Source organism: Mycobacterium sp. DL (assembly GCF_039729195.1).
Classification (GTDB): Bacteria; Actinomycetota; Actinomycetes; order Mycobacteriales; family Mycobacteriaceae; genus Mycobacterium; species Mycobacterium hippocampi_A.
The window spans coordinates 1629352-1649321 of record NZ_CP155796.1; the positions used below are offsets into that span (position 1 = coordinate 1629352).

17 protein-coding genes are annotated in these 19970 nt (G+C 69.0%); 8 read left to right on the plus strand and 9 right to left on the minus strand.

All coding sequences use genetic code 11. From position 1 onward, the window contains the following. Window positions 1–14 precede the first annotated feature (14 nt). From ABDC78_RS07945 to ABDC78_RS07955, 3 genes are read right to left on the minus strand one after another with little or no spacing between them, the layout of a single operon-like run. Window positions 15–497 (minus strand): GNAT family N-acetyltransferase, encoded by a 483-nt coding sequence (locus tag ABDC78_RS07945; RefSeq protein WP_178360881.1) that lies wholly within the window; start codon window positions 495–497, stop codon window positions 15–17. Continuing rightward, entirely contained in the window at window positions 494–1591 is a 1098-nt protein-coding gene (locus tag ABDC78_RS07950; RefSeq protein ID WP_178360880.1) for an isochorismate synthase, read from the minus strand. The genes ABDC78_RS07945 and ABDC78_RS07950 overlap by 4 nt, the downstream gene beginning before the upstream one ends. Next, complete coding sequence (locus ABDC78_RS07955) at window positions 1588–2199, minus strand: acid phosphatase (protein WP_178360879.1); 612 nt, start codon at window positions 2197–2199, stop codon at window positions 1588–1590. The genes ABDC78_RS07950 and ABDC78_RS07955 overlap by 4 nt, the downstream gene beginning before the upstream one ends. Before the next feature lie 58 nt (window positions 2200–2257). On the opposite strand from ABDC78_RS07955, the gene ABDC78_RS07960 reads away from it, so the two are divergent. Then, window positions 2258–3052 carry an AAA family ATPase gene (locus ABDC78_RS07960; protein WP_178360878.1) on the plus strand — a complete coding sequence of 265 codons (795 nt, stop codon included), beginning with the start codon at window positions 2258–2260 and terminating at the stop codon, window positions 3050–3052. Between the two features lie 7 nt (window positions 3053–3059). Here ABDC78_RS07960 and ABDC78_RS07965 read toward each other — a convergent pair whose 3' ends face one another. Both ABDC78_RS07965 and ABDC78_RS07970 read right to left on the minus strand, forming a co-directional pair. Then, the gene (locus tag ABDC78_RS07965) at window positions 3060–4271 is read right to left on the minus strand and encodes a hypothetical protein (protein WP_178360877.1); all 1212 of its coding nucleotides are present in this window, start codon (window positions 4269–4271) and stop codon (window positions 3060–3062) included. A 17-nt stretch (window positions 4272–4288) separates the two neighbouring features. Further along, complete coding sequence (locus ABDC78_RS07970) at window positions 4289–5818, minus strand: DEAD/DEAH box helicase (RefSeq protein WP_178360876.1); 1530 nt, start codon at window positions 5816–5818, stop codon at window positions 4289–4291. A gap of 261 nt (window positions 5819–6079) precedes the next feature. On the opposite strand from ABDC78_RS07970, the gene ABDC78_RS07975 reads away from it, so the two are divergent. After that, on the plus strand, window positions 6080–6802 hold the full coding sequence (locus ABDC78_RS07975; RefSeq protein WP_178360875.1) for a ferritin-like fold-containing protein: 723 nt from the start codon (window positions 6080–6082) through the stop codon (window positions 6800–6802). A gap of 9 nt (window positions 6803–6811) precedes the next feature. On the opposite strand, the gene ABDC78_RS07980 is transcribed toward ABDC78_RS07975, so the two are convergent. After that, on the minus strand, window positions 6812–7645 hold the full coding sequence (locus tag ABDC78_RS07980) for a hypothetical protein (protein WP_178360874.1): 834 nt from the start codon (window positions 7643–7645) through the stop codon (window positions 6812–6814). 238 nt (window positions 7646–7883) lie between these two features. Between ABDC78_RS07980 and ABDC78_RS07985 the strand changes: the two genes are divergently transcribed. Further along, window positions 7884–8153 carry a DUF3107 domain-containing protein gene (locus ABDC78_RS07985; protein WP_178360873.1) on the plus strand — a complete coding sequence of 90 codons (270 nt, stop codon included), beginning with the start codon at window positions 7884–7886 and terminating at the stop codon, window positions 8151–8153. Window positions 8154–8225: 72 nt separating this feature from the next. Here the strand turns inward: ABDC78_RS07985 and ABDC78_RS07990 are convergent, their stop codons facing one another. Continuing rightward, entirely contained in the window at window positions 8226–8903 is a 678-nt protein-coding gene (locus ABDC78_RS07990; protein ID WP_178360872.1) for a TetR/AcrR family transcriptional regulator, read from the minus strand. A 166-nt stretch (window positions 8904–9069) separates the two neighbouring features. Between ABDC78_RS07990 and ABDC78_RS07995 the strand changes: the two genes are divergently transcribed. The 3 genes from ABDC78_RS07995 to ABDC78_RS08005 all read left to right on the plus strand — a co-directional run bounded on the left by ABDC78_RS07995 (window position 9070) and on the right by ABDC78_RS08005 (window position 12339). After that, on the plus strand, window positions 9070–10104 hold the full coding sequence (locus ABDC78_RS07995; protein ID WP_178360871.1) for a DUF3152 domain-containing protein: 1035 nt from the start codon (window positions 9070–9072) through the stop codon (window positions 10102–10104). Window positions 10105–10269: 165 nt separating this feature from the next. Next, a complete protein-coding gene (gene moeZ, locus ABDC78_RS08000; RefSeq protein WP_347133373.1) occupies window positions 10270–11448 on the plus strand; it encodes an adenylyltransferase/sulfurtransferase MoeZ in 1179 nt (392 codons plus the stop codon). A gap of 36 nt (window positions 11449–11484) precedes the next feature. After that, window positions 11485–12339 (plus strand): TIGR02569 family protein, encoded by an 855-nt coding sequence (locus ABDC78_RS08005; protein ID WP_178360870.1) that lies wholly within the window; start codon window positions 11485–11487, stop codon window positions 12337–12339. A 67-nt stretch (window positions 12340–12406) separates the two neighbouring features. Here ABDC78_RS08005 and ABDC78_RS08010 read toward each other — a convergent pair whose 3' ends face one another. Continuing rightward, the gene (locus tag ABDC78_RS08010; RefSeq protein ID WP_178360869.1) at window positions 12407–12703 is read right to left on the minus strand and encodes an MGMT family protein; all 297 of its coding nucleotides are present in this window, start codon (window positions 12701–12703) and stop codon (window positions 12407–12409) included. Between the two features lies 1 nt (window position 12704). Further along, on the minus strand, window positions 12705–13487 hold the full coding sequence (locus ABDC78_RS08015; protein ID WP_178360868.1) for an alpha/beta hydrolase: 783 nt from the start codon (window positions 13485–13487) through the stop codon (window positions 12705–12707). 101 nt (window positions 13488–13588) lie between these two features. Between ABDC78_RS08015 and ABDC78_RS08020 the strand changes: the two genes are divergently transcribed. Together ABDC78_RS08020 and ABDC78_RS08025 are read left to right on the plus strand one after the other, a co-directional pair. Beyond that, on the plus strand, window positions 13589–16711 hold the full coding sequence (locus tag ABDC78_RS08020; protein ID WP_178360867.1) for an ATP-dependent DNA helicase: 3123 nt from the start codon (window positions 13589–13591) through the stop codon (window positions 16709–16711). Then, window positions 16708–19968, plus strand: coding sequence for an ATP-dependent DNA helicase (locus ABDC78_RS08025; protein WP_178360866.1), 3261 nt, complete (start codon window positions 16708–16710; stop codon window positions 19966–19968). The genes ABDC78_RS08020 and ABDC78_RS08025 overlap by 4 nt, the downstream gene beginning before the upstream one ends. The last annotated feature ends 2 nt before the right edge of the window (window positions 19969–19970 follow it).

Genomic DNA, 19970 nt, shown 5'->3' on the forward strand with positions numbered 1-19970 from the left:
CGCGCGCACCGACCTCAGGACTCGCCCGCCAACTCCGCGAGTTGTGGTCCGGCCACCCGGTAGGTGATCCACTCGCTCTGCGGCCGGCCGCCGACATTGTCGTAGAGGGCGATCGCGTTGACGTTCCAGTCCAGCACCGCCCAACTCAGCCGGCTGTAGCCTTTGTCCACGCATTCGCGGGCCAGGGTGGCGAGCAACTTGCGGGCCAGGCCCCGCCTGCGGAATTGCGGACGCACGAACAGATCCTCGAGATAGATCCCGGCCACGCCGTCCCAGGTCGAGAAGTTGAGAAACCACAGCGCTGCTGCCGCCGCCGCGCCGTCGACCTCGACGAGGTGGCCGTGCACGATCGGACGCTCGCCGAAAAGTGCGTCCCTCAACTGTGTCTCGGTCACCGTGCACTCGGCCGCGGCCTGCTCGAACTCGGCGAGTTCGTGGATCATCGCGGTCAGTTCGGCTTCGTCTCCCGCGCGCACCGCGCGGATGGTCTCGCTCACGGTTGCACTCCCAACGCCGCCAGGATGGTTTTGAACTTGGTGGTGGTTTCCTCGACCTCGTCGTCGGGATCGGATTCGGCGACGATCCCGCCGCCGGAGTGCGCGTCGGCGGTGCGGCGGTCGGCCGACAGCTGCGCGCCCCGGATGGAGACCACCCACCGGCCGTCGCCGCGCTGATCGCACCAGCCCACCGCCCCGGCGTAGAAGCCTCGGTCGCCCTCGATCTCGTCGATGAGCGCGGTGGCCTGTGCGGTGGGGGAGCCGCCGACAGCCGGGGTGGGATGCAGGGCAATCGCCAGATCCAAAGCAGTCGTTGATCTTTCGCGCAGAACCCCCGAGATCGGCGTGTAGAGGTGCCAGACCGCGGCGGTCTTGGTGAGCTGAGGTTGCTCGGCGATGTCCAAGTCGGTGCACAGGGGTTCGAGCGCGGCCCGCAGAGCGTCGACGACGAGTTGATGCTCATGGCGGTTCTTGGCCGATTCGGCGAGTGCGGCGCCACTGGCCTCGTCGGCCTCTGCATCGGGTAGCCGCGGTGCGGAACCGGCGAACGGGCGGCACAGCACCTGCTGTCCGCGACGGGCGACCAGCAGTTCGGGGCTGGCACCGATCAGCGCGGCGCCGGAGTACCCGTCACCGGCAGCTGACAGGTCCACCAGGTAGGCACTGGCCTGTGCGTCGTTGGCGACCAGTCGCTGCAACACGCTTCGGGCGTCCAGCGGTCCGTCGGCGATCACCCGCAGCGCACGGGCCAGCACCACCTTGCGCAGATCACCGTTCGGGTCGCGAAGGCGCTGTAGGGCCGTGGCGACCCGGGCCCGGTGCTCGTCGGCGGGCGGGATCGTCTCGGCGATCCGCGCGCCGGCCAATTCGCGCGTCGGCCAGGCGGGCAGGGCATCGGTGAAACCGACTGTCTGCGGCCGGATCAACGCCGCCGGTCGTGAGATGTCAAAAGGCAAGGCGCCCACAATGATCGGCGCACTGTGGGAGGCCAGTGCGGCCCGCGCGTCGGCGATCCGCGGGAACGCCGTGTGCACGCCGTCGGCGACGATGACACCGTCCGGGCCGGTGAGAACGAACGTCGGTTCGCGGGTCACGCCGGTGCGGCCGGATCGGGATGACCCGTCAGCGCCAGCGCACTGAGTTGGCGTACGCCGTGCTCGAAGCTGCAGATCGCGATCGACGCGGCCGGCATCGACACCCGGATGCCTTCGTAGACGGGTTGCTCGATCCAGCGGGTGATCAGCGCGCGGGAGAAATGGCCGTGCCCGACGAAGACCACGTCGCGGGACGCCATGTGTTGCAATGCCAGGTCGATCGCCCGGTCGGCCCGCTCGCAGACCTGCGCGGAGGTCTCACCGCCGGGACACCCGTGGGTCCACACCAGCCAGTTCGGCACGGTCTGGCGGATCTCGACGGTGGTGGTCCCCTCGTAGTCGCCGTAATCCCATTCGCTGATCAGCGGATCGACGTCGTCGACGCTCAGGCCCGCCAGCTCGGCGGTGGTCCTCGCGCGCTGCCGGGGGCTGCTGATCACGTACGGGTTGTCCAGGCGCAGCTGTTGGATCGTCTCCGCCGCCGCCGTCGCCTGTTCGCGGCCGCGGGGTGTGAGCTCGAGTTCGGTGCGGCTGGTGTGCTGACCTGACTTCGACCACTCCGTTTCGCCGTGACGGAGCAGGATCAGCCGGTGCTGCAGTAGGCCCACACCCCCGATTGTGCCGCACGGCGCGTCACCACTTCCGCGCACATGACAGGATGGTTCTGTGACGCGGGTACTTGCGGTCGCCAATCAAAAGGGCGGGGTCGCCAAAACGACGACGGTGGCGTCGCTGGGTGCGGCGATGGTCGAGCTGGGTAAGCGGGTGCTGCTCGTCGATCTGGATCCCCAGGGTTGCCTGACGTTTTCGCTCGGGCAGGATCCCGACAAGCTGGCCGTCTCGGTGCACGAGGTGCTGCTCGGTGACGTGGAGCCCGATACGGCGCTGGTCGAGACGTCGGAGGGAATGACGTTGATGCCCGCCAACATCGACCTGGCCGGCGCCGAGGCGATGCTGCTGATGCGCGCCGGTAGGGAGTACGCCCTCAAACGCGCGCTGGCCAAGGTCTCCGACGGCTTCGACGTGGTGATCATCGACTGCCCACCATCGCTGGGAGTGCTCACCCTCAACGGGCTGACCGCGGCGGACGCCGTGATCGTGCCGCTGCAGTGCGAGACGCTGGCCCACCGCGGGGTCGGTCAGTTCCTGCGGACCATCACCGACGTCCAGCAGATCACCAACGCCGACCTGGCACTGCTCGGCGCACTGCCCACGCTGTACGACTCGCGAACCACCCACAGCCGCGACGTGCTGCTCGACGTAGCCGACCGCTACAACCTTCCGGTGCTGTCGCCGCCGATCCCGCGGACCGTGCGGTTCGCCGAGGCAAGCGCCTCGGGCGCATCGGTGCTCAAGGGCCGTAAGAACAAGGGCGCGATGGCCTATCGGGAATTCGCGGGTTCGCTGCTCAAGCACTGGAAGAACGGCAAAGCGCTGCCGACGTTCACCCCCGACGTGTGATCGTCGTCTAACCGAGCCCCACCACTTCGTCGCCCCTCTGCTCCAACACCATGTCCCCGGCCACGGCGGGCACCACCGGTCCCGCCACCGGCGGGCGTTGCAACGGAATGTGGCGATCGCCCGCTCCGGTCGCCGGATCGAAGACGTCGTAGCCGCTGCTGACGGGCACCATCAGGCGCCCTGCCATCATCGTCGCCGGCCCCACAGGCGCGTCACCTCCCGCGGCTGCGACGGTGTATTTGTATTGAAAGTTGTTGGCGGAGAACACCATCACGCTGTTGCCTGTCCACCAGGTGATCAGGTCACCCGGCCGTGACACGGTGGCGTCGGGGGACGGCGGTACGGGCACCACGGTGCTCGCGATCACCGCGCCGGTCTCGTCGACAACGTCCACCCGGGGCTTCGGCGTGGGAATGTACACCGCGGTCGTGGTATCCGTCACCGCCAGCACGCGCGCGCCGCTGCCGTCGCTGACGCCAGTCTGCTGCACATACTTCAGCTCGGGCGTGTCCTCCTCATCGGACGGGCGCAGCAGCGTCAGGCGCAGATCGGCCTGGCCGTCGCACGCCTCCAGCACCGACACCGCAACCGAACTCGCCGCGGCCGAGACCAGGCGGCACAGCGGGGTCGTCGGCGTGCCTGCCTTGATCGGCGCGTCGAGCGCGCCGTAACTCAGCATCCGCACCATGTCCGAGCGCCACAACTCCAGCCTGGTGTCTCCGGCCGACAGCACCGTCGTGCCATCGCCGGACAGCGTGACCTGCCGGTCGGAGTAGCTGGTACGGGTCGGGCCGCGCATCCCGGTCTGAGCGTCCACGGTGCTGACCTGCCCGCAGCCGCGCACGTCGGGGTACACCGCGACGGCGTAGTTGTAGACCCAGGTGACCCCGCACAGATCAAGATCCCGCGAGAAGCTCCAAAGGGTGTCACCGGTCGCCGGATCCCGGCCTTGCATGCCGCGTCCGGCGCCGGTCACCGCCGCGCCCGCGACCACCAGCGGTCGGCTGGTCGCGGGACTGGACGCGGTCCACCGTTGCTCGAGCGAGTCGGGCAACGCCGTCGCGGGTTTGAGGCTGGGGACCGGGGCGGCGGCGGGCCGGCTGATGGTGGCTCGCGCGTCGCTGGTCCACCAGACGACCGCCGCCACGAGCGCGACGACGCCTGCGATTGCGGCCGCCGCCACCAGATCCGCCCGAGTCCGTCGTTCGGGTTTGACCATCGCGGATGTGGTGTCGGTCAGTTGGTGCCTGTGGCCGCGGCCTTGTTGGGCCGACGCCGGCGACGACGTCGTCCCGATCGTGCCGCGTCAGAACCCTCGGCGGCGGTGCCGTCGGTCTCCGTCGGCGAACCCTGTTCGGTGGCTTCGGGATGGCTGCTGCTGGGGGTCTGGCCGCCCCGGGTGCGCTGGCGCGTCCGGCTGCTGCGGCGGGCGGGCTTGTCCTCGCCGCCACTCTCGCCGGCACTGCGCCTGCCGGTCTCCTGCCGCGGTGCTTTCCGGGTGCTCGCCGACGCACGACTCCGGCCGACCGTGCCGGTGACATCGGTCGGGATGTTCATCTCTTCGAAGAAGTGCGGTGAGCTGGAGTAGGTCTCGGCGGGATCGGGGGTGTCCAGTCCCAGCGCCTTGTCGATCATCGTCCAGCGGGGCAGCTCGTCCCAGTCGACGAGGGTGACGGCGATGCCGGTCTTGCCCGCACGCCCGGTGCGCCCGATGCGGTGCACGTAAGCCTGCTCGTCTTCGGGGATCTGGTAGTTGATGACGTGGGTGATGTCGTCGATGTCGATACCGCGGGCGGCGACATCCGTCGCGACGAGCACGTCGACGTCGCCGCTGCGGAAGGACTTCAGTGCCTTCTCGCGGGCGCCCTGGCCGAGATCGCCGTGGACGGCGTCGACCTTGAAGCCGCGTTCGGCGAGTTCGTCGCAGACCTTCTGGGCGGTGCGCTTGGTGCGGGTGAAGATCATCGTCGCGCCGCGGCCCTCGGCCTGCAGGATCCGGCTCACCATCTCGACCTTGTCGAGGGCGTGCGCGCGGTAGGCGAACTGCTCGGTGGATTCGTGGGTGGCCGAACCCTGAACACCCTCGGCGCGGATGTGCGTCGGCTGGTTCATGAACGTGCGGGCCAGCGTGATGATCGGGTCCGGCATGGTCGCCGAGAACAGCATCGCCTGGCGCTTGGCGGGGATCTGCTTGAGGATCCGCTCGATGTCGGGCAGGAAGCCCAGGTCGAGCATCTCGTCGGCCTCGTCGAGAACCAGCGTCGACAGGCCCCCGAGCTGCAGGTGGCCCTGCTGTGCCAGGTCGAGCAGGCGGCCGGGGGTGCCGACGACGACGTCCGCGCCCTTCTGCAACGCCTCGACCTGCGGCTCGTACGGGCGCCCGCCGTAGATCGCCACGACCGACAGCGGCCGGCTCGCGCCATCATGGTCGGCTTTGAGGTATTTCGACGCCTCGGTCAGGTCACCGAAGACCTGGATGCACAGCTCACGGGTGGGAACGACGATCAGCGCGCGCGGGATGCCGCTCAGCGGGCGCTCGGTGTCGGTGGTGAGCCGGTGCAGCAGCGGCACGCCGAATGCGTAGGTCTTGCCCATGCCGGTGCGGGCCTGACCGATCAGGTCGTCGCCGGCCAGGGCCAGCGGCAGGGTCTGTTCCTGAATGGCGAAGGGATGTTCGATGCCGGATTCGGCCAGGGCGCGCACGATCTCCTCGCGCACTCCGAGCTGGGCGAACGACGGACTGGTGTGGGGGACTACAGGTGTCATACGGAAAGGAGCCTTTCACTGATTCCTCGTGGCGTTCACGCGCGCACGAGTTGTGAAGAGAACTCCGTCGGGCCCTGCGATGAGGAGGCGGGCCGCCTGCGTGCACGCACATTGTCGAGGTGCCTGCGGCGATAACCAACCGACGTGACCTGGATCGATCTGTCGACATTCGCGCCGACACCGTCGCCCATGGTAGCCGGTGGGGTCGCCGTAGCGTTACCGCACTCGTCGGAGGCCCCCGGGCGCTCTACAGTTGAGACCATGAATTCGACGCCGTCTGCGGCCGCTGGTCCTGCTCCCGCGGCGGAGCGGAGCGGACCTGCCGCGTCGGGTGTCTCCACCATCTCGTCCGACCATCCGGGCATCACCGAACTCTTCGCATTGCTGGCCTACGGCGAGGTCGCGGCGTTCTACCGCCTCACCGAGGAGGCGCGGATGGCGCCCAATCTGCGGGGCCGCATCAACATGGCCACCATGGCCGCCGCCGAGATGAACCACTACGAAGTGCTGCGCGACGCGATGGAACGCCGAGGCGTCGACGTCGTGCCCGCCATGACGAAGTACGCGTCGGCGCTGGAGAACTACCACCGCCTCACGACGCCCAGCACGTGGCTCGAGGCCCTGGTCAAGACCTATGTGGGCGACGCCCTGGCGGCCGACTTCTATCTCGAGACGGCCGGCTCGATGCCCGACGAGGTCGCCGGCGTGGTGCGCTCCGTGCTCTCCGAGACAGGTCACTCGCAGTTCGTGGTGGCCGAGGTCCGGGCCGCCGTGACGGCCAGTCAGCGTCAGCGCCACCGGTTGGCGCTGTGGTCGAGGCGGCTGCTGGGCGAGGCCATCACCCAGGCGCAGTACGTGCTCGCCGAGCACGACGAACTCGTCGACCTGGTGATGTCGGGCGGCGGCCTGTCGCAGATGACCGACTTCTTCGATCACCTGCAACACACGCACAACACCCGGATGCAGGAGTTGGGACTGGCCTGACCGGTTCGGTTACCGCGTGCAGTTGGTGATCATCGAGTTGCTGTTCTGCACGGCGATCAACGCGCCGTTTGCGTCGGCGATGCTGCAGTTGAGGCGACCGGCGACGCTGGTCGCGGTCACCGAACTGAGCGTCACACCGGGGTTGAGCACCACTGTCTTGGACCACGGCAGCGAAACGTTCACGTCGGTCACCAGAGCGCCCTGCTGGTCTGTGTAGATGACGGTCACCAGGTCGATGAGATTGCGGTCGCCGGTGACCCGATAGGTGACGGTGCCGGGGGCCGCCGCAGGAGCCGGCGGTGCGGCCTGGGCCGGTGGCAGCACCGGCGCCGGCGCCGGAGTGGGCGCCTCGGCGGTCGCACTGGGCGTCGGGGTGACTGTGGTGACGGTCTCGGCGGGCAGCGACGGCGCCGCGACGCGCGGTGCGGAGGTGGGTTCCGGCGCAGCGCTGGCCGTCGGCGCCGTGGACGTGTCGGACGCGACGGTCGCCGAGACCGAACCGCTGTCGCCGCCGCCCAGGATCAGGCTCGCGGCGATGACGGCGACGAACAGGACTGCGCCCGCCACCCCGGCGATCCACATCCAGCGGCGGTCGACACGTGCTTCGTCGATGTCGTAGTCGTCGTAGTCCTCGACCGGGCCGTATCCGTCGTAGCCGTCGTCGTAGCCGTCGTAGCCGTCGTAGCCGTCGTAGCCGTCGTAGGGCGGGAGGGCGTCGGTATCCAGATCGCCGTCATGGGCGGTGTCGTGACCGCCGCCGTAGCGCCTGCCCTCGCGGGGGCTGCGGATGCGCTCGGTCGGTGTCAGCGAATACGGTGATTGCGCGGTATATGGCCTGTTCATCCAACTGTCCCAGTCGTTTCCGTACGGTTCGACCTGATGCTAGCGAGACAGAAGTGACAGATGAGGTCAACTCGCGCGCTCCCCGGTCACGGTCGGGACTCGGTTCGGTCGCCCTCACGTTTCGGCGTCTCCGGGCGCCGTTTCGCTGACCGCGTACGTCCTGCGACGCCCCGGGGCGCCGGCGTCCATTAGCCTCCTGTTGAGACGACGAGCTAGACGAACAGAAGGGTTTCTCACCGTGGAGGTCAAGATCGGTGTCACCGACAGCCCGCGCGAGCTGATTCTCAGCAGCGCGCAGACGCCGGCTGAAGTGGAGAAGTTGGTCACCGACGCACTGAGCGCCGAGACCGGCGTACTGAGCCTCACCGACGAGAAGGGCAGGCGCTTCCTCGTGCAGTCCGCGAAGATCGCCTACGTCGAGATCGGTGCCGCCGATTCGCGCAGAGTGGGATTCGGCGTGGGTGCGGTGGGCGCGGAAGTCACCAAGACCGCGAACACCGCGGGCTAGTTTTTCGCCGAGACTGTATTCCGCGCGCGAAATCCCTTGTGAAAACCGCGCGGAATGCAGTCTCGGCGGAGGTCAGGACCGCGTCAGTGGCACGTGTGACAGCCCGCCCCAGATGAACTGCACGGTGCCCTCGACGGCGTCGTCCTTCTCGATCGGGCGCTCGTTGTTGAGCCAGTAGCGTGCGGAGTCGACGCTGATGCTCACCAAGCCGACCGCGATCATCCTGGCGCGATGGGGTTCCAGGCCCGAGTCGTGACTGATCAGGTCGAACACCGCATCGGTGCACGATTCGGTAGCGACCTTCACCTGCGCTGCCACTTGGGGTTCGGTCACGTAGTCGTTCTCGAAGATCAGCCGATAGCCCTGACCGTCGTGCTCGATGAAGTCGAAGAAGGCCTCCACCGCGGCGCGCACCCGCTGGCGGTTGTCGGTGGTGGTCCGCAGCGCCTGACGCACCCCGGACACCAAGTTGTCGACGTGCCGTTGCAGCACGGCCAGATAGAGCTCGACCTTTGACGAAAAGTGTTGGTACAGCACGGGTTTGCTGACACCGGCGCGATCGGCGATCTCGTCCATGCCCGCAGCGTGGTAGCCACGGTCGACGAACACCTCACTGGCGGCGATCAACAACTGACCCCGGCGTTCGTCACGGGGTAACCGGTTACCGCGCCGGGCCGCGCTCGCGGGCATCCCGCCTCCGTTGGCCGGTTGTCCCCCCCGCCGCTGCGCCGTCTTGGCGAGATCGCTCATCAGAACCTCTAGCTCTACAGCCGGCGCGACCGGCGTGTTTGATTCGCTCCGCATTGACACTACTACCGTTCGCGGGCCACAGGCGTGAGGAGCGGCGGCCGGTTGGGCGCGGCGGGTGGTGGCGCGCCGAAAGTGCAAGACCTCTGACCTGTGTCATCCTGTGTCGGTGACCTACGACCCGGGGCGTCGCGGGAGCAGCGGTCGCGCTCCTGTGCTGCGCGACGACTGGCGAGAGCCACTTCGCGCGCAGCGTGACCCGTTGGCCGAGCAGTCAGGACGGCCCAGGTCCAATCGCGACGACCACAAGCGCTGGCGCAAGCAGACCTGGCTCGGCCGCTTCGTCTCCACCTACGGCTGGCGTGCCTACGCCCTGCCTGTGCTGGTCGCGCTCACGGTGGTGGTGCTCTACCAGACGATCACCGGCACCAGCGTGCCGCAGGTGACCGACGAGGAAGGCCCGGTGCAGGGGCCGCCGACGATCGGCGTCGCCAGCACCGCGATCGTCGGTGCGCCGCCCAGGGGCCTGACGGAGTTCGACGCCAACCTGCCCACCGGGATCCTGCCCGACGGCGGACCCTTCACCGAGGCCGGGGCCCGGACGTGGCACGTCGTGCCCGGTGCCACCCCGCAGGTCGGCCAGGGCACCACCAAGGTCTTCACCTACACCGTCGAGGTGGAGGACGGCGTGGACACCACGACGTTCGGCGGCGACGACGGCTTCGCGCGCATGGTCAGCGAGACGCTGGCCAACCCCAAGAGTTGGACGCACAACCCGCAGTTCGCGTTCACCCGGATCGACGCCGCATCCGGTATCCAGCCCGACTTCCGGGTGTCGCTGACGTCCCCGATGACGGTCCGTGGCGGCTGCGGCTACGACATCCCGCTCGAGGCGTCCTGCTACAACCCGGCCTACGAGGGTCAGCCACGGGTGTTCATCAACGAGGCGCGCTGGGTTCGTGGCGCCGTGCCCTTCCAGGGGGACGTCGGTTCCTACCGGCAGTACCTGATCAACCACGAGGTGGGCCACGCCATCGGCTACCAGCGTCACGAGCAGTGCGCGGAGAACGGTGAGCTGGCGCCGATCATGATGCAGCAGACGTTCTCGACCAGCAACGACGACGCGGCGCGATTCGACCCGGGGACCGTCGTCGCCGATGGCAAGACCTGCCGGTTCAACCCCTGGCCCTATCCGATCGCCTGATCCCCACGTTTCGCGAGCGCGCGTGTCTGTGCGTCTTCGCTCGGCGTGTCGCGTGCAAATGAGCACGCTCGCCGCCGCCGAGCAGGCGGGAAGTGTCCGGCCCTCGTTGCTGTTGACTGGGTGTACCTGTTGAGATGGTTCCCACAGCCAACCAAGGAGAACTCGGTGTCGACACCGTTGCCGCCGCTGGTAGAGCCAGCGGCTGAGCTCACTCGCGAGGAGGTGGCGCGCTACAGCCGCCACCTCATCATTCCCGACCTCGGCCTGGACGGGCAGAAGCGGTTGAAGAACGCCCGCGTCCTGGTCATCGGCGCCGGAGGCCTGGGCTCGCCGGCGCTGCTCTACCTCGCCGCCGCCGGCGTGGGGACCATCGGGATCGTCGAATTCGACGTCGTCGACGAGTCCAACCTGCAGCGTCAGATCATCCACGGCCAGTCCGACATCGGCCGGTCGAAGGCCCAGAGTGCGCGCGACTCCATCAAGGAGATCAACCCGCTCGTCGACGTCCGACTGCACGAGGTCCGCCTGGAACGGGACAACGCCGTCGAGCTGTTCGAGCAGTACGACCTCATCCTCGACGGCACCGACAACTTCGCCACCCGCTACCTGGTCAACGACGCCGCGGTGCTGGCGGGCAAGCCCTACGTGTGGGGTTCGATCTACCGCTTCGAAGGCCAGGTCTCGGTGTTCTGGGAGGACGCCCCCGACGGTCTCGGCCTCAACTACCGCGACCTCTACCCGGAGCCGCCGCCGCCGGGGATGGTTCCGTCGTGTGCCGAGGGCGGCGTCCTGGGCATCCTCTGCGCATCCATCGCCTCGGTGATGGGTACCGAGGCGATCAAGCTGCTCACCGGAATCGGCGATCCGCTGCTCGGCCGGTTGATGGTCTACGACGCTCTGGACATGAGCTACCGGACGATCAAGATCCGCAAGGATCCCGCCACCCCGAAGATCACCGAGCTCATCGACTACGAGGCGTTCTGCGGCGTGGTGTCCGAGGACGCGGCCCAAGCCGCGGCGGACGCCACCGTCACCCCGCGGGAGCTGCGGGAGATGCTCGACTCCAGCCACAAGTTCGCGCTGATCGACGTCCGCGAGCCCGTCGAGTGGGACATCAACCACATCGAGGGTGCTGAGCTCATCCCGAAGTCGACGATCGAATCCGGCGATGGCCTGGCGAAACTGCCGCACGATCGGGTGCCGGTGCTCTACTGCAAGACCGGTATCCGGTCGGCCGAGGCGCTGGCGGTGATCAAGAAGGCCGGGTTCTCCGACGCGATGCATCTGCAGGGCGGCATCGTGGCCTGGGCCAAGCAACTCGAACCCGACATGGTGATGTACTAACGCGGGGTTGGCCCCCGTTCCGCTTAGGCTGTGGCGGTGACCGCCGAGCGCCCGCCAGATCATGTGCTTGCGGCGTTCGGGCTGTCCGGGGTGCAGCCGGTGCCGTTGGGATCCAGCTGGGAGGGCGGCTGGCGCTGTGGCGAGGTCGTCCTGTCGATGGTGGCCGATCATGCCCGCGCCGCCTGGTCGGCCAAGGTGCGCGAGACGCTGTTCGTCGACGGGGTGCGCCTGGCCCGGCCTGTGCGATCCACCGACGGCCGCTACGTCGTCGCGGGCTGGCGAGCGGACACCTACGTCGCCGGCACCCCCGAACCCCGCCATGACGAGGTGGTTTCGGCAGCGGTGCGCCTGCACGAAGCCACCGGCAAGCTCGAGCGGCCCCGGTTCCTGACCCAGCCGCCGGTGGCGCCGTGGGCCGATGTCGACGTGTTCATCGCCGCCGACCGCGCGGCATGGGAGGAACGCCCGCTGCACTCCCTGCCGCCCGGGGCCAGGGTGGCGCCGGGGACCTCGGACGGGCAGAAGTCCGTCGACCTGATCAATCAGCTCGCGGCGCTGCGCAGGCCCACCAAGAGCACGAGCCAGCTGGTGCACGGCGACCTCTACGGCACGGTGCTTTTTGCCGGCACCGCAGCACCCGGCATCACCGACATCACGCCCTACTGGCGACCGCCCGCGTGGGCCGCGGGCGTGGTGGTGGTGGATGCGCTGTCGTGGGGTGAGGCCGACGACGGACTGATCGAGCGATGGAATCCGCTGCCGGAATGGTCGCAGATGCTGTTGCGCGCGTTGATGTTCCGGCTCGCCGTGCACGCGTTGCATCCGAGGTCGACGGCTGCGGCGTTCCCGGGGCTGGCCCGCACGGCGGCGTTGGTTCGCCTCGTCCTCTAGCTGTGTGTGCCGCGGAATAGCATTCCTGGCTGTAATCAGGCCTCGATCAACAGCCCTGGCTTCACACTCAGAAGCTGTGGCGGTACTCCCGCAGCACAATTCGGCCGTCTGCGGCGAGCACGCCCTCGGACCGCAGCAGCTCCAACTGGCGCGTCGCCAGGTGCGGTGCAGGCTTGCCGGACGCCGTGATCACCCGGTGCCACGGCAGGTCCGATGAATCGGTGCGCATGATCCAGCCGACGATGCGGGCGCTGGAAAGCCCCGCTGCATCGGCGATGTCACCGTAGGTGGCGACCGCGCCCGTCGGGATGGACGCGACGAGTGCACGAACCGTCTCCACCTGCTCGTCGGTGATCGCCGCCATGTCAGGCCAGCCGGTCGCGGATCACCGCCGCCGTCTCGGCGGGTTTGGCCAGCGGCACCATGTGGTCACAATCCCATTCCAGCAGAGCAAAACTCGCCCCCAACCCGGCGTCGAGGGTGGTGATCAGTTGGTCGTGGGCATACGGCGGGTCGGTGCGGGTGGCGCGTATAAGCGTGGTCGGCGTGCCGCGACGGGGCAACGCGACGGGTCGGGTGAGTTCACTCCAGTAGGACAGCATCGCGGGGACGCTGATCCGCCAGCCCACCCGGCCGTTCGGCAAGGAGACGAGATGTTCGTTGAGTTCGCGTTCCAGTTCATCGGGGGCCACATCGCCCCAGGAACCGTCCGCCTTCTCGGCCCTCGCTTCCTCACGGTCGGTGTAGTCCGGTGAGTCGTACATGCTGTCGGCGATCTCGCGCATCCGCCGCCCGTTCAACGCCACCGCCGGATCAAGCAGTACCAGCCCGCTGATCAGGTCCGGGCGCGCCGCCGCGAGGCTCAGGGCGATCGCCCCGCCGAACGAGTGTCCGACGGCGACCACCGGTCCCGCGGCCTCGGCTTCGACCAACGCGGCGAGTCCGGCGACATTGGCGTCGATCGTCCACGGCGCATCCCAGGACGACCGGCCGTGACCCAGCAGATCGGGAGCGACGACGGCAACGTCGGGTAGGTGGCCGTCGAACAGCGTCTCCCAGCGGCGGCCGTGTCCCGTCAGGCCGTGGATGGCCAGTACCCGGGCCGGCCCGGACGGCCCGAATCGGTAGGTGTGCAGCGCGTCGGTCACCCGCTTGATGCTGCCAGCCGACGAACCCGTACGCGAACGGGTGGGTCGGTCCCCGCCGCAGGACAGCGCAACTTGTCGGACCCCCGTGGTGTCATTCCCTCATGTCTGCGCCACACATCGAGCTCACACCGGCCGCACTGGGTCGCCGCGAGATGCGCGGTACCGTGCGAGTGCTCGGTGGGGCCGGAACCGGGAAGAGCAGGCTGCTGGTGGACACGGCGGCCGAACATCTGCGCGCGGGACGCGATCCGGAATCGGTTCTGCTGCTGACGGGTTCGGCGCGTCTGGGCACCCAGGCCAAGGCCGCGATCACAGCGACACTGCTCGGCTCCGGTGAACGCACGGTGGTGCGCGAGCCGCTGGTGCGCACGGTGCATTCGTACGCGTTCGCGGTGTTGCGGCTCGCCGCGCAGCGCAACGGGACCCCACCGCCGAGGTTGATCACCAGCGCCGAGCAGGACGGCATCATCCGCGAGTTGCTCGCCGGTGACGTCGAGGACGGTGACGATTCGCCGGTTCGTTGGCCGGCGCGGCTTCGATCGGCGCTCAGCACCGTGGGTTTTGCCGCCGAACTTCGCGACCTGCTGGCGCGCTGCAGCGAGCGTGGAGTCGATCCCGCTGCGCTGCAACGCATCGGGCGACTGGCAGGCCGGCCGGAGTGGCAGGCGGCGGGCCGTTTCGCGCAGACCTACGAGCAGGTCATGCTGCTGCGCTCGGCGGTCGGAATGGCTGCGCCCCAGGCCACTGTCCCTGCACTGGGTGCCGCCGAACTCGTCGGTGCCGCGCTGGAGGCCTTCGCGATGGACGCCGATCTGCTGGCCGCCGAGCGTGCGCGGGTCAAGCTGCTCCTGGTCGACGACGCCCAACACCTCGACCCGCAGGCGGCCCGGCTGGTGGAGGTGCTCGCGGCGGGAACGGAACTCACCGTCATCGCCGGTGATCCGCATCAGACCGTGTTCGGCTACCGGGGTGCCGACCCCGCGCTGCTGCGTGGTGAGGGGCCCACGCTCACGCTCACCGAGTCACACCGTTGCGCAACCCCGTTGGCCGATGCCATCGGCGCGGTCGCAGGCCGGCTTCCCGGCCGCGACGGTAGCCGGCCGTTCACCGGTATCGACACGCCTGAGGTTCCCTCCGGCTTGGCGGTCCGGATCGCCGCGTCGGCGCACGCCGAGGCAGCGCTGATCGCCGACGCACTGCGACGCGCACACCTCGTCGACGGCGTGCCGTGGACGCAGATGGCAGTGATCGTGCGGTCGGTGCCGCGGATGGGGGCGGCGCTGGGTCGCGCACTGTCCGCCGCGGGCGTTCCGGTGGACGTACCCCACAGCGACGCGGCGCTGGCGGATCAGCCCGCGGTGCGTGCATTGCTGACGGTGCTGGAGGCCACTGCGGACGGCGTCGACGGGGAGCGGGCACTGGCGCTGTTGACCGGCCCGATCGGCCGCGTCGACCCAGTGTCGCTGCGCCAGTTGCGGCGAGCGTTGCGCCGGGGCGCACCGGGATCACCGGGCGGTTTCGGGGATCTGCTCGTCGACGCCCTGCACCACGGATCCGGCACGCTCTCCGACGACCACGGGCGCGCTCTGCGACGGGTGCGTACCGTGCTGGCGGCCGCACAACGCTGCACCGACGACGGCCGGGACCCGCGACACACGTTGTGGCAGGCGTGGCACCGCTCGGGTCTGCAGCGGCGGTGGCTGACCGCCAGTGAACGTGGCGGCCCGGCCGGAGCACAGGCCGACCGCGACCTCGATGCCGTCACCGCGATGTTCGACGTGGCAGAGCAGTACGTCGAGCGGACTGCGGGTGCATCGCTGCGGGGGTTGGTCGACCACATCACGGCCCTGACACTGCCTCCGGTACGCCGCGACGAAAGCCCGCAGCCCGATGCGGTCGCAGTGCTCAGCGCGCACTCGGCTCTGGGGCGGGAGTGGGATCTTGTGGTGATCGCCGGGGTGCAGGAAGGGTTGTGGCCCAATGTCTCTCCACGGGGAGGTGTGCTGGCGACCCAGGAACTGGTCGATGTGATCGATGCCGACGCCGGGCAGCGGGGGTTGTCGAGCCGGGCCCCTCTGCTCGCCGAGGAGCGTCGACTGCTGATCACCGCGATGGGCCGGGCCCGCCATCGGCTCCTGGTGACCGCTGTCGACAGCGACGGCGACGACGCCATGCTGCCGTCGTCGTTCTGTCGTGAGCTTGCCGCCCTGGCGACCGAACCGGTCGCCGAGGATTCTGCTCCGATCAGGGCTCCGCGGGTACTGGCCCCGGCTGCTCTGGTCGGGCGACTGCGCTCGGTGGTGTGCTCCCCGGCGGGCACCATCGACGAGGACGAACGCATCTGTGCCGCAGCGCAGTTGGCGCGCCTGGCGGAGGCGGGAGTGCACGGCACCAACCCCGAAACGTGGTACGATCTGCGGAACCTTTCCTCAGCCGAGCCGCTCTGGGACGGCGACGATCATGTGGTGACGTTGTCGCCGTCCACGCTGCAGATGCTCTCGGACTGTCCGCTGCGCTGGTTGCTGGAACGCCACGGTGGCGCCCCGGGACGGGACGTGCGGTCAGCGCTGGGGTCACTGGTCCATGCGGTGGTCTCCGAACCCGGCAGGACCGAGTCGCAGATGCTCAGTGATCTCGAAAAGGTATGGAAGCAAATACCTTTTGACGCTCAGTGGTATGCGGACAACGAACTGGTCCGCCATCTGGAGATGCTGTCGACGTTCCTGCGCTGGCGCTCCGACACCCGCCATGAGCTCACCGAGGTCGGTACCGAGGTCGATGTCGAGGGGCAGGTGACCCGGCCCGATGGCGAGGTCCCCGCGGTGCGGGTGCGGGGTCGCCTCGACCGCCTCGAACGCGACAGTGAGGGCAGGCTCGTCGTGGTCGACATCAAGACCGGAAAGAGCCCGGTGAGCAAGGACGACGCTCAGAGCCACGCTCAGCTGGCGATGTATCAGCTGGCAGTCGCCGAAGGCCTGATCGCCGAGGGCGACGAGCCCGGCGGTGGCCGCTTGGTTTATGTCGGCAAGACCAGCGGTGGTGGTGCGGCCGAGCGCGATCAGGCCCCGCTCACCCCGGAGAGCCATGCCGAATGGCGCACGTTGGTGCACCAGGCAGCCGCGGCGACCCAGGGTCCACAGTTCCTCGCGAGGATCAACGACAGCTGCGCGCACTGCCCGGTACAGGCGATGTGCCCGGCCCAGAACACCAGGAGCGATCAATGACCCCGCGGTTCAGCCCTGCCGAACTGTCCAGCGCGCTGGGCCTTTTTGCCCCGACCGACGAGCAGGCAGCGGTCATCGCGGCGCCGCCCGGCCCGCTGGTGGTGATCGCCGGCGCCGGCGCCGGGAAGACCGAGACGATGGCTGCCAGGGTGGTGTGGCTGGTCGCCAACGGGTATGCGCATCCCGGAGAGGTGTTGGGTCTGACGTTCACGCGAAAAGCCGCGGGACAGCTGTTGCGCCGGGTGCGGTCCCGGCTCGCCCGCCTCGCGGGTGCGGGACTGATGACGCCCGGCGATCCCAGGACCGCCGACGTCGGCGACGACCCGGTGACGATCAGCACCTACCACGCGTTCGCGGGAAACCTGCTGCGCGAGTACGGCCTGCTGTTGCCGATGGAGCCTGAGACCCGGCTGCTCGGTGAGACCGAGTTGTGGCAGTTGGCCTTTCGGGTGGTGTGCGAGCATCCCGACGCGTTGGACACCGAGAAGTCACCTGCCTCGATCACCGCGATGGTGCTCAGGCTCGCCGGACAGCTCTCCGAGCATCTTGTCGACACCGAGCAGCTGCGCGACACCCACGTGGAGCTCGAGCGGCTGGTGCACACGCTGCCGGCAGGCCGGTATCAGCGCGACAAAGGTCCGAGCCAGTGGCTGCTGCGCATGCTGGGCACCCAGACCGAGCGCACCGCGTTGGTCCCTCTGATCGACGCGCTGCACCAACGGATGCGGGAAGACCGGGTCGTCGACTTCGGTATGCAGATGTCTGCCGCGGCGCGGCTGGCGTCCCGGTTCCCCCAGGTGGGGGAGCAGCTGCGACAGCGCTACCGGGTCGTGCTGCTCGACGAGTACCAGGACACCGGGCACGCGCAGCGGGTCGCGCTCTCGTCGCTGTTCGGTGGCGGTGTCGATGACGGTCTCGCACTCACCGCCGTCGGGGATCCCATCCAGTCGATCTACGGATGGCGTGGTGCGTCGGCGACCAACCTGCCGAGGTTCACCACCGACTTTCCCCGGTCTGATGGCTCACCGGCTCCGAGCCTGGAACTCCGCACCAGCTGGCGCAACCCGCCCGAGGTGCTGCACCTGGCCAACGCGGTGTCCACGGATGCGCGGCGCCGTTCGGTGGCGGTGCAGTCGCTGCGACCACGGCCCGACGCGAGCCAGGGCGACGTGCGGTGTGCATTGCTGAACGACGTGGTGGCCGAACGTGAATGGGTGGCCGAGAACGTGGCCCGTCGGTACCACGAAGGCGTCAGCATGTCCGGTGCGCCGCCGACGGTGGCGGTTCTGGTGCGCCGCAACGCCGACGCGGCACCGATGGCCGAAGCGCTCACCCGTCGTGGAGTTGCGGTCGAGGTGGTCGGCTTGGCCGGGCTGCTGTCGGTGCCCGAGGTCGCCGACGTGGTCGCGATGCTGAGGCTGACGGCCGACCCCACCGCCGGGGCTGCCGCGATGCGCGTGCTCACCGGTCCCCGTTGGCGACTGGGCGCCCGGGACATCGCGGCGCTGTGGCGACGCGCCGTGCAGCTCGACGACGTCGGTGCGGCGGCGCAGAGCGGCGCGACCGAGAAGATCATCGCGCAGGTCGCCCCGGACGCAGACGCGGCGTGCCTGGCCGACGCGATCTGCGATCCCGGACTCGCCGGCGCGTACTCGCCGGACGGTCACACCAGGATCGTGGCGTTGGGGCGGGAACTGACCGCGCTGCGGGCTCATCTCGACAGCCCGCTGCCCGATCTGGTCGCCGAGATTCGCCGACTGCTGGGGGTCGACGCCGAAGTCAGAGCGGCGCAACCGGTGTCGGCAGGATGGTCGGGGACCGAGCACCTGGATGCGTTCGGAGACGTGGTCGCCGATTTCTCGTCCAGGCCGGGAACCACGGTGTCGACCCTGCTGGCGTTCCTCGACGCCGCCGAGCAGGTCGAGAACGGTTTGGCGCCCGCCGAGATCACGGTGGCCGCGGATCGCGTGCAGATCTTGACCGTGCACGCGGCCAAGGGCCTGGAATGGCAGGTCGTCGCCGTGCCGCACCTCAGCGGCCGGGTTTTCCCGTCGACGGCGTCCCCTCGCACCTGGCTGACCGATGCGGCCGATCTGCCTCCGCTGCTGCGCGGTGATTGCGCCACGGTCTCCGATCATGGCGTCCCGGTGCTCGACACCTCCACCGTCAACGACCGGAAAGCTCTGTCGGACAGCATCTCTGACCACAAGCGCAGCCTCGACCAGCGACGAACCGACGAGGAACGCCGACTTCTCTACGTGGCGATCACCCGCGCCGAACGCACCCTGCTCGTGTCGGGCCATCACTGGGGAGCCACCGAGTCCAAGCCTCGAGGACCGTCGACATTCCTCTGTGAGCTCAAAGACGTCATCGACGAATCCGTCGCCGCGGGAACGCCGTGCGGGTCGGTCGAGGTGTGGGCCGACGCCCCGGCCGATGGCGAGCCCAACCCGGTCCGCGATCGTGTCGTCGAGGCGATGTGGCCGGTCGGCCCGGTGTCCGGCCGCCGTGAGGACACCGACCGAGGCGCCAGACTGGTGGTGCGGGCCATGTCGGCAGACCTGCAGGCCGACGTGCCGAGCGACCCGCACGGCTGGGCCGCCGATGTTGATGCGCTGCTCGCCGAACGGGAACGATCGGCATACCGGCCCACCCCGGAGTTGCCCACGCAGCTGTCGGTGAGCACGCTGGTCGAGCTCGGCCGCGACCCTGACGCGGTCGCACGGCGATTGCATCGGCGACTGCCGCGCCAGCCCGACTCACAGGCGTTGCTGGGCACGGCGTTTCACGAATGGGTGCAGCGGTACTTCCAGGCGGAGAAGCTGTTCGATCTCGACGACCTACCCGGCGCCGTGGATGCCGACCGGCAGGACCGCGGAGAGCTCGAGGAACTTCAGGCCGCGTTCGCGGTGTCGGAATGGGCGGCGCGCACGCCGGTCGAGGTGGAGATCCCGTTCGACATGGTCATCGCGGGTCGTGTGGTGCGTGGCCGCATCGACGCGGTCTTCGCCGACGAGGACGGCGGGGTGACGGTGGTCGACTGGAAGACCGGAGCGCCGCCGTCGACGCCAGAAGATCTGCAGCGCAACGCTGTTCAGCTCGCAATCTATCGGCTCGCGTGGGCGCGGCTGCAGGGCTGTCCGAGCTCGTCGGTACGCGCCGCGTTCCACTACGTGCGATCCGGGCGGACCGTTCGTCCCGACATGCTGCTCAGCGAACAGGAGGTGGCCGAGTTGATGAACGCGGCGGCCGCGTGAGC

What these genes read in the sequence shown, in the direction of transcription:
- ABDC78_RS07965 (WP_178360877.1), bottom strand. Translation starts at nt 4,271, where the DNA reads ATGGTCAAACCCGAACGACGGACTCGGGCGGATCTGGTGGCGGCGGCC.
- ABDC78_RS07970 (WP_178360876.1), bottom strand. Translation starts at nt 5,818, where the DNA reads ATGACACCTGTAGTCCCCCACACCAGTCCGTCGTTCGCCCAGCTCGGA.
- ABDC78_RS07975 (WP_178360875.1), top strand. Translation starts at nt 6,080, where the DNA reads ATGAATTCGACGCCGTCTGCGGCCGCTGGTCCTGCTCCCGCGGCGGAG.
- ABDC78_RS07980 (WP_178360874.1), bottom strand. Translation starts at nt 7,645, where the DNA reads ATGAACAGGCCATATACCGCGCAATCACCGTATTCGCTGACACCGACC.
- ABDC78_RS07990 (WP_178360872.1), bottom strand. Translation starts at nt 8,903, where the DNA reads ATGAGCGATCTCGCCAAGACGGCGCAGCGGCGGGGGGGACAACCGGCC.
- ABDC78_RS08010 (WP_178360869.1), bottom strand. Translation starts at nt 12,703, where the DNA reads ATGGCGGCGATCACCGACGAGCAGGTGGAGACGGTTCGTGCACTCGTC.
- ABDC78_RS08020 (WP_178360867.1), top strand. Translation starts at nt 13,589, where the DNA reads ATGTCTGCGCCACACATCGAGCTCACACCGGCCGCACTGGGTCGCCGC.
- ABDC78_RS08025 (WP_178360866.1), top strand. Translation starts at nt 16,708, where the DNA reads ATGACCCCGCGGTTCAGCCCTGCCGAACTGTCCAGCGCGCTGGGCCTT.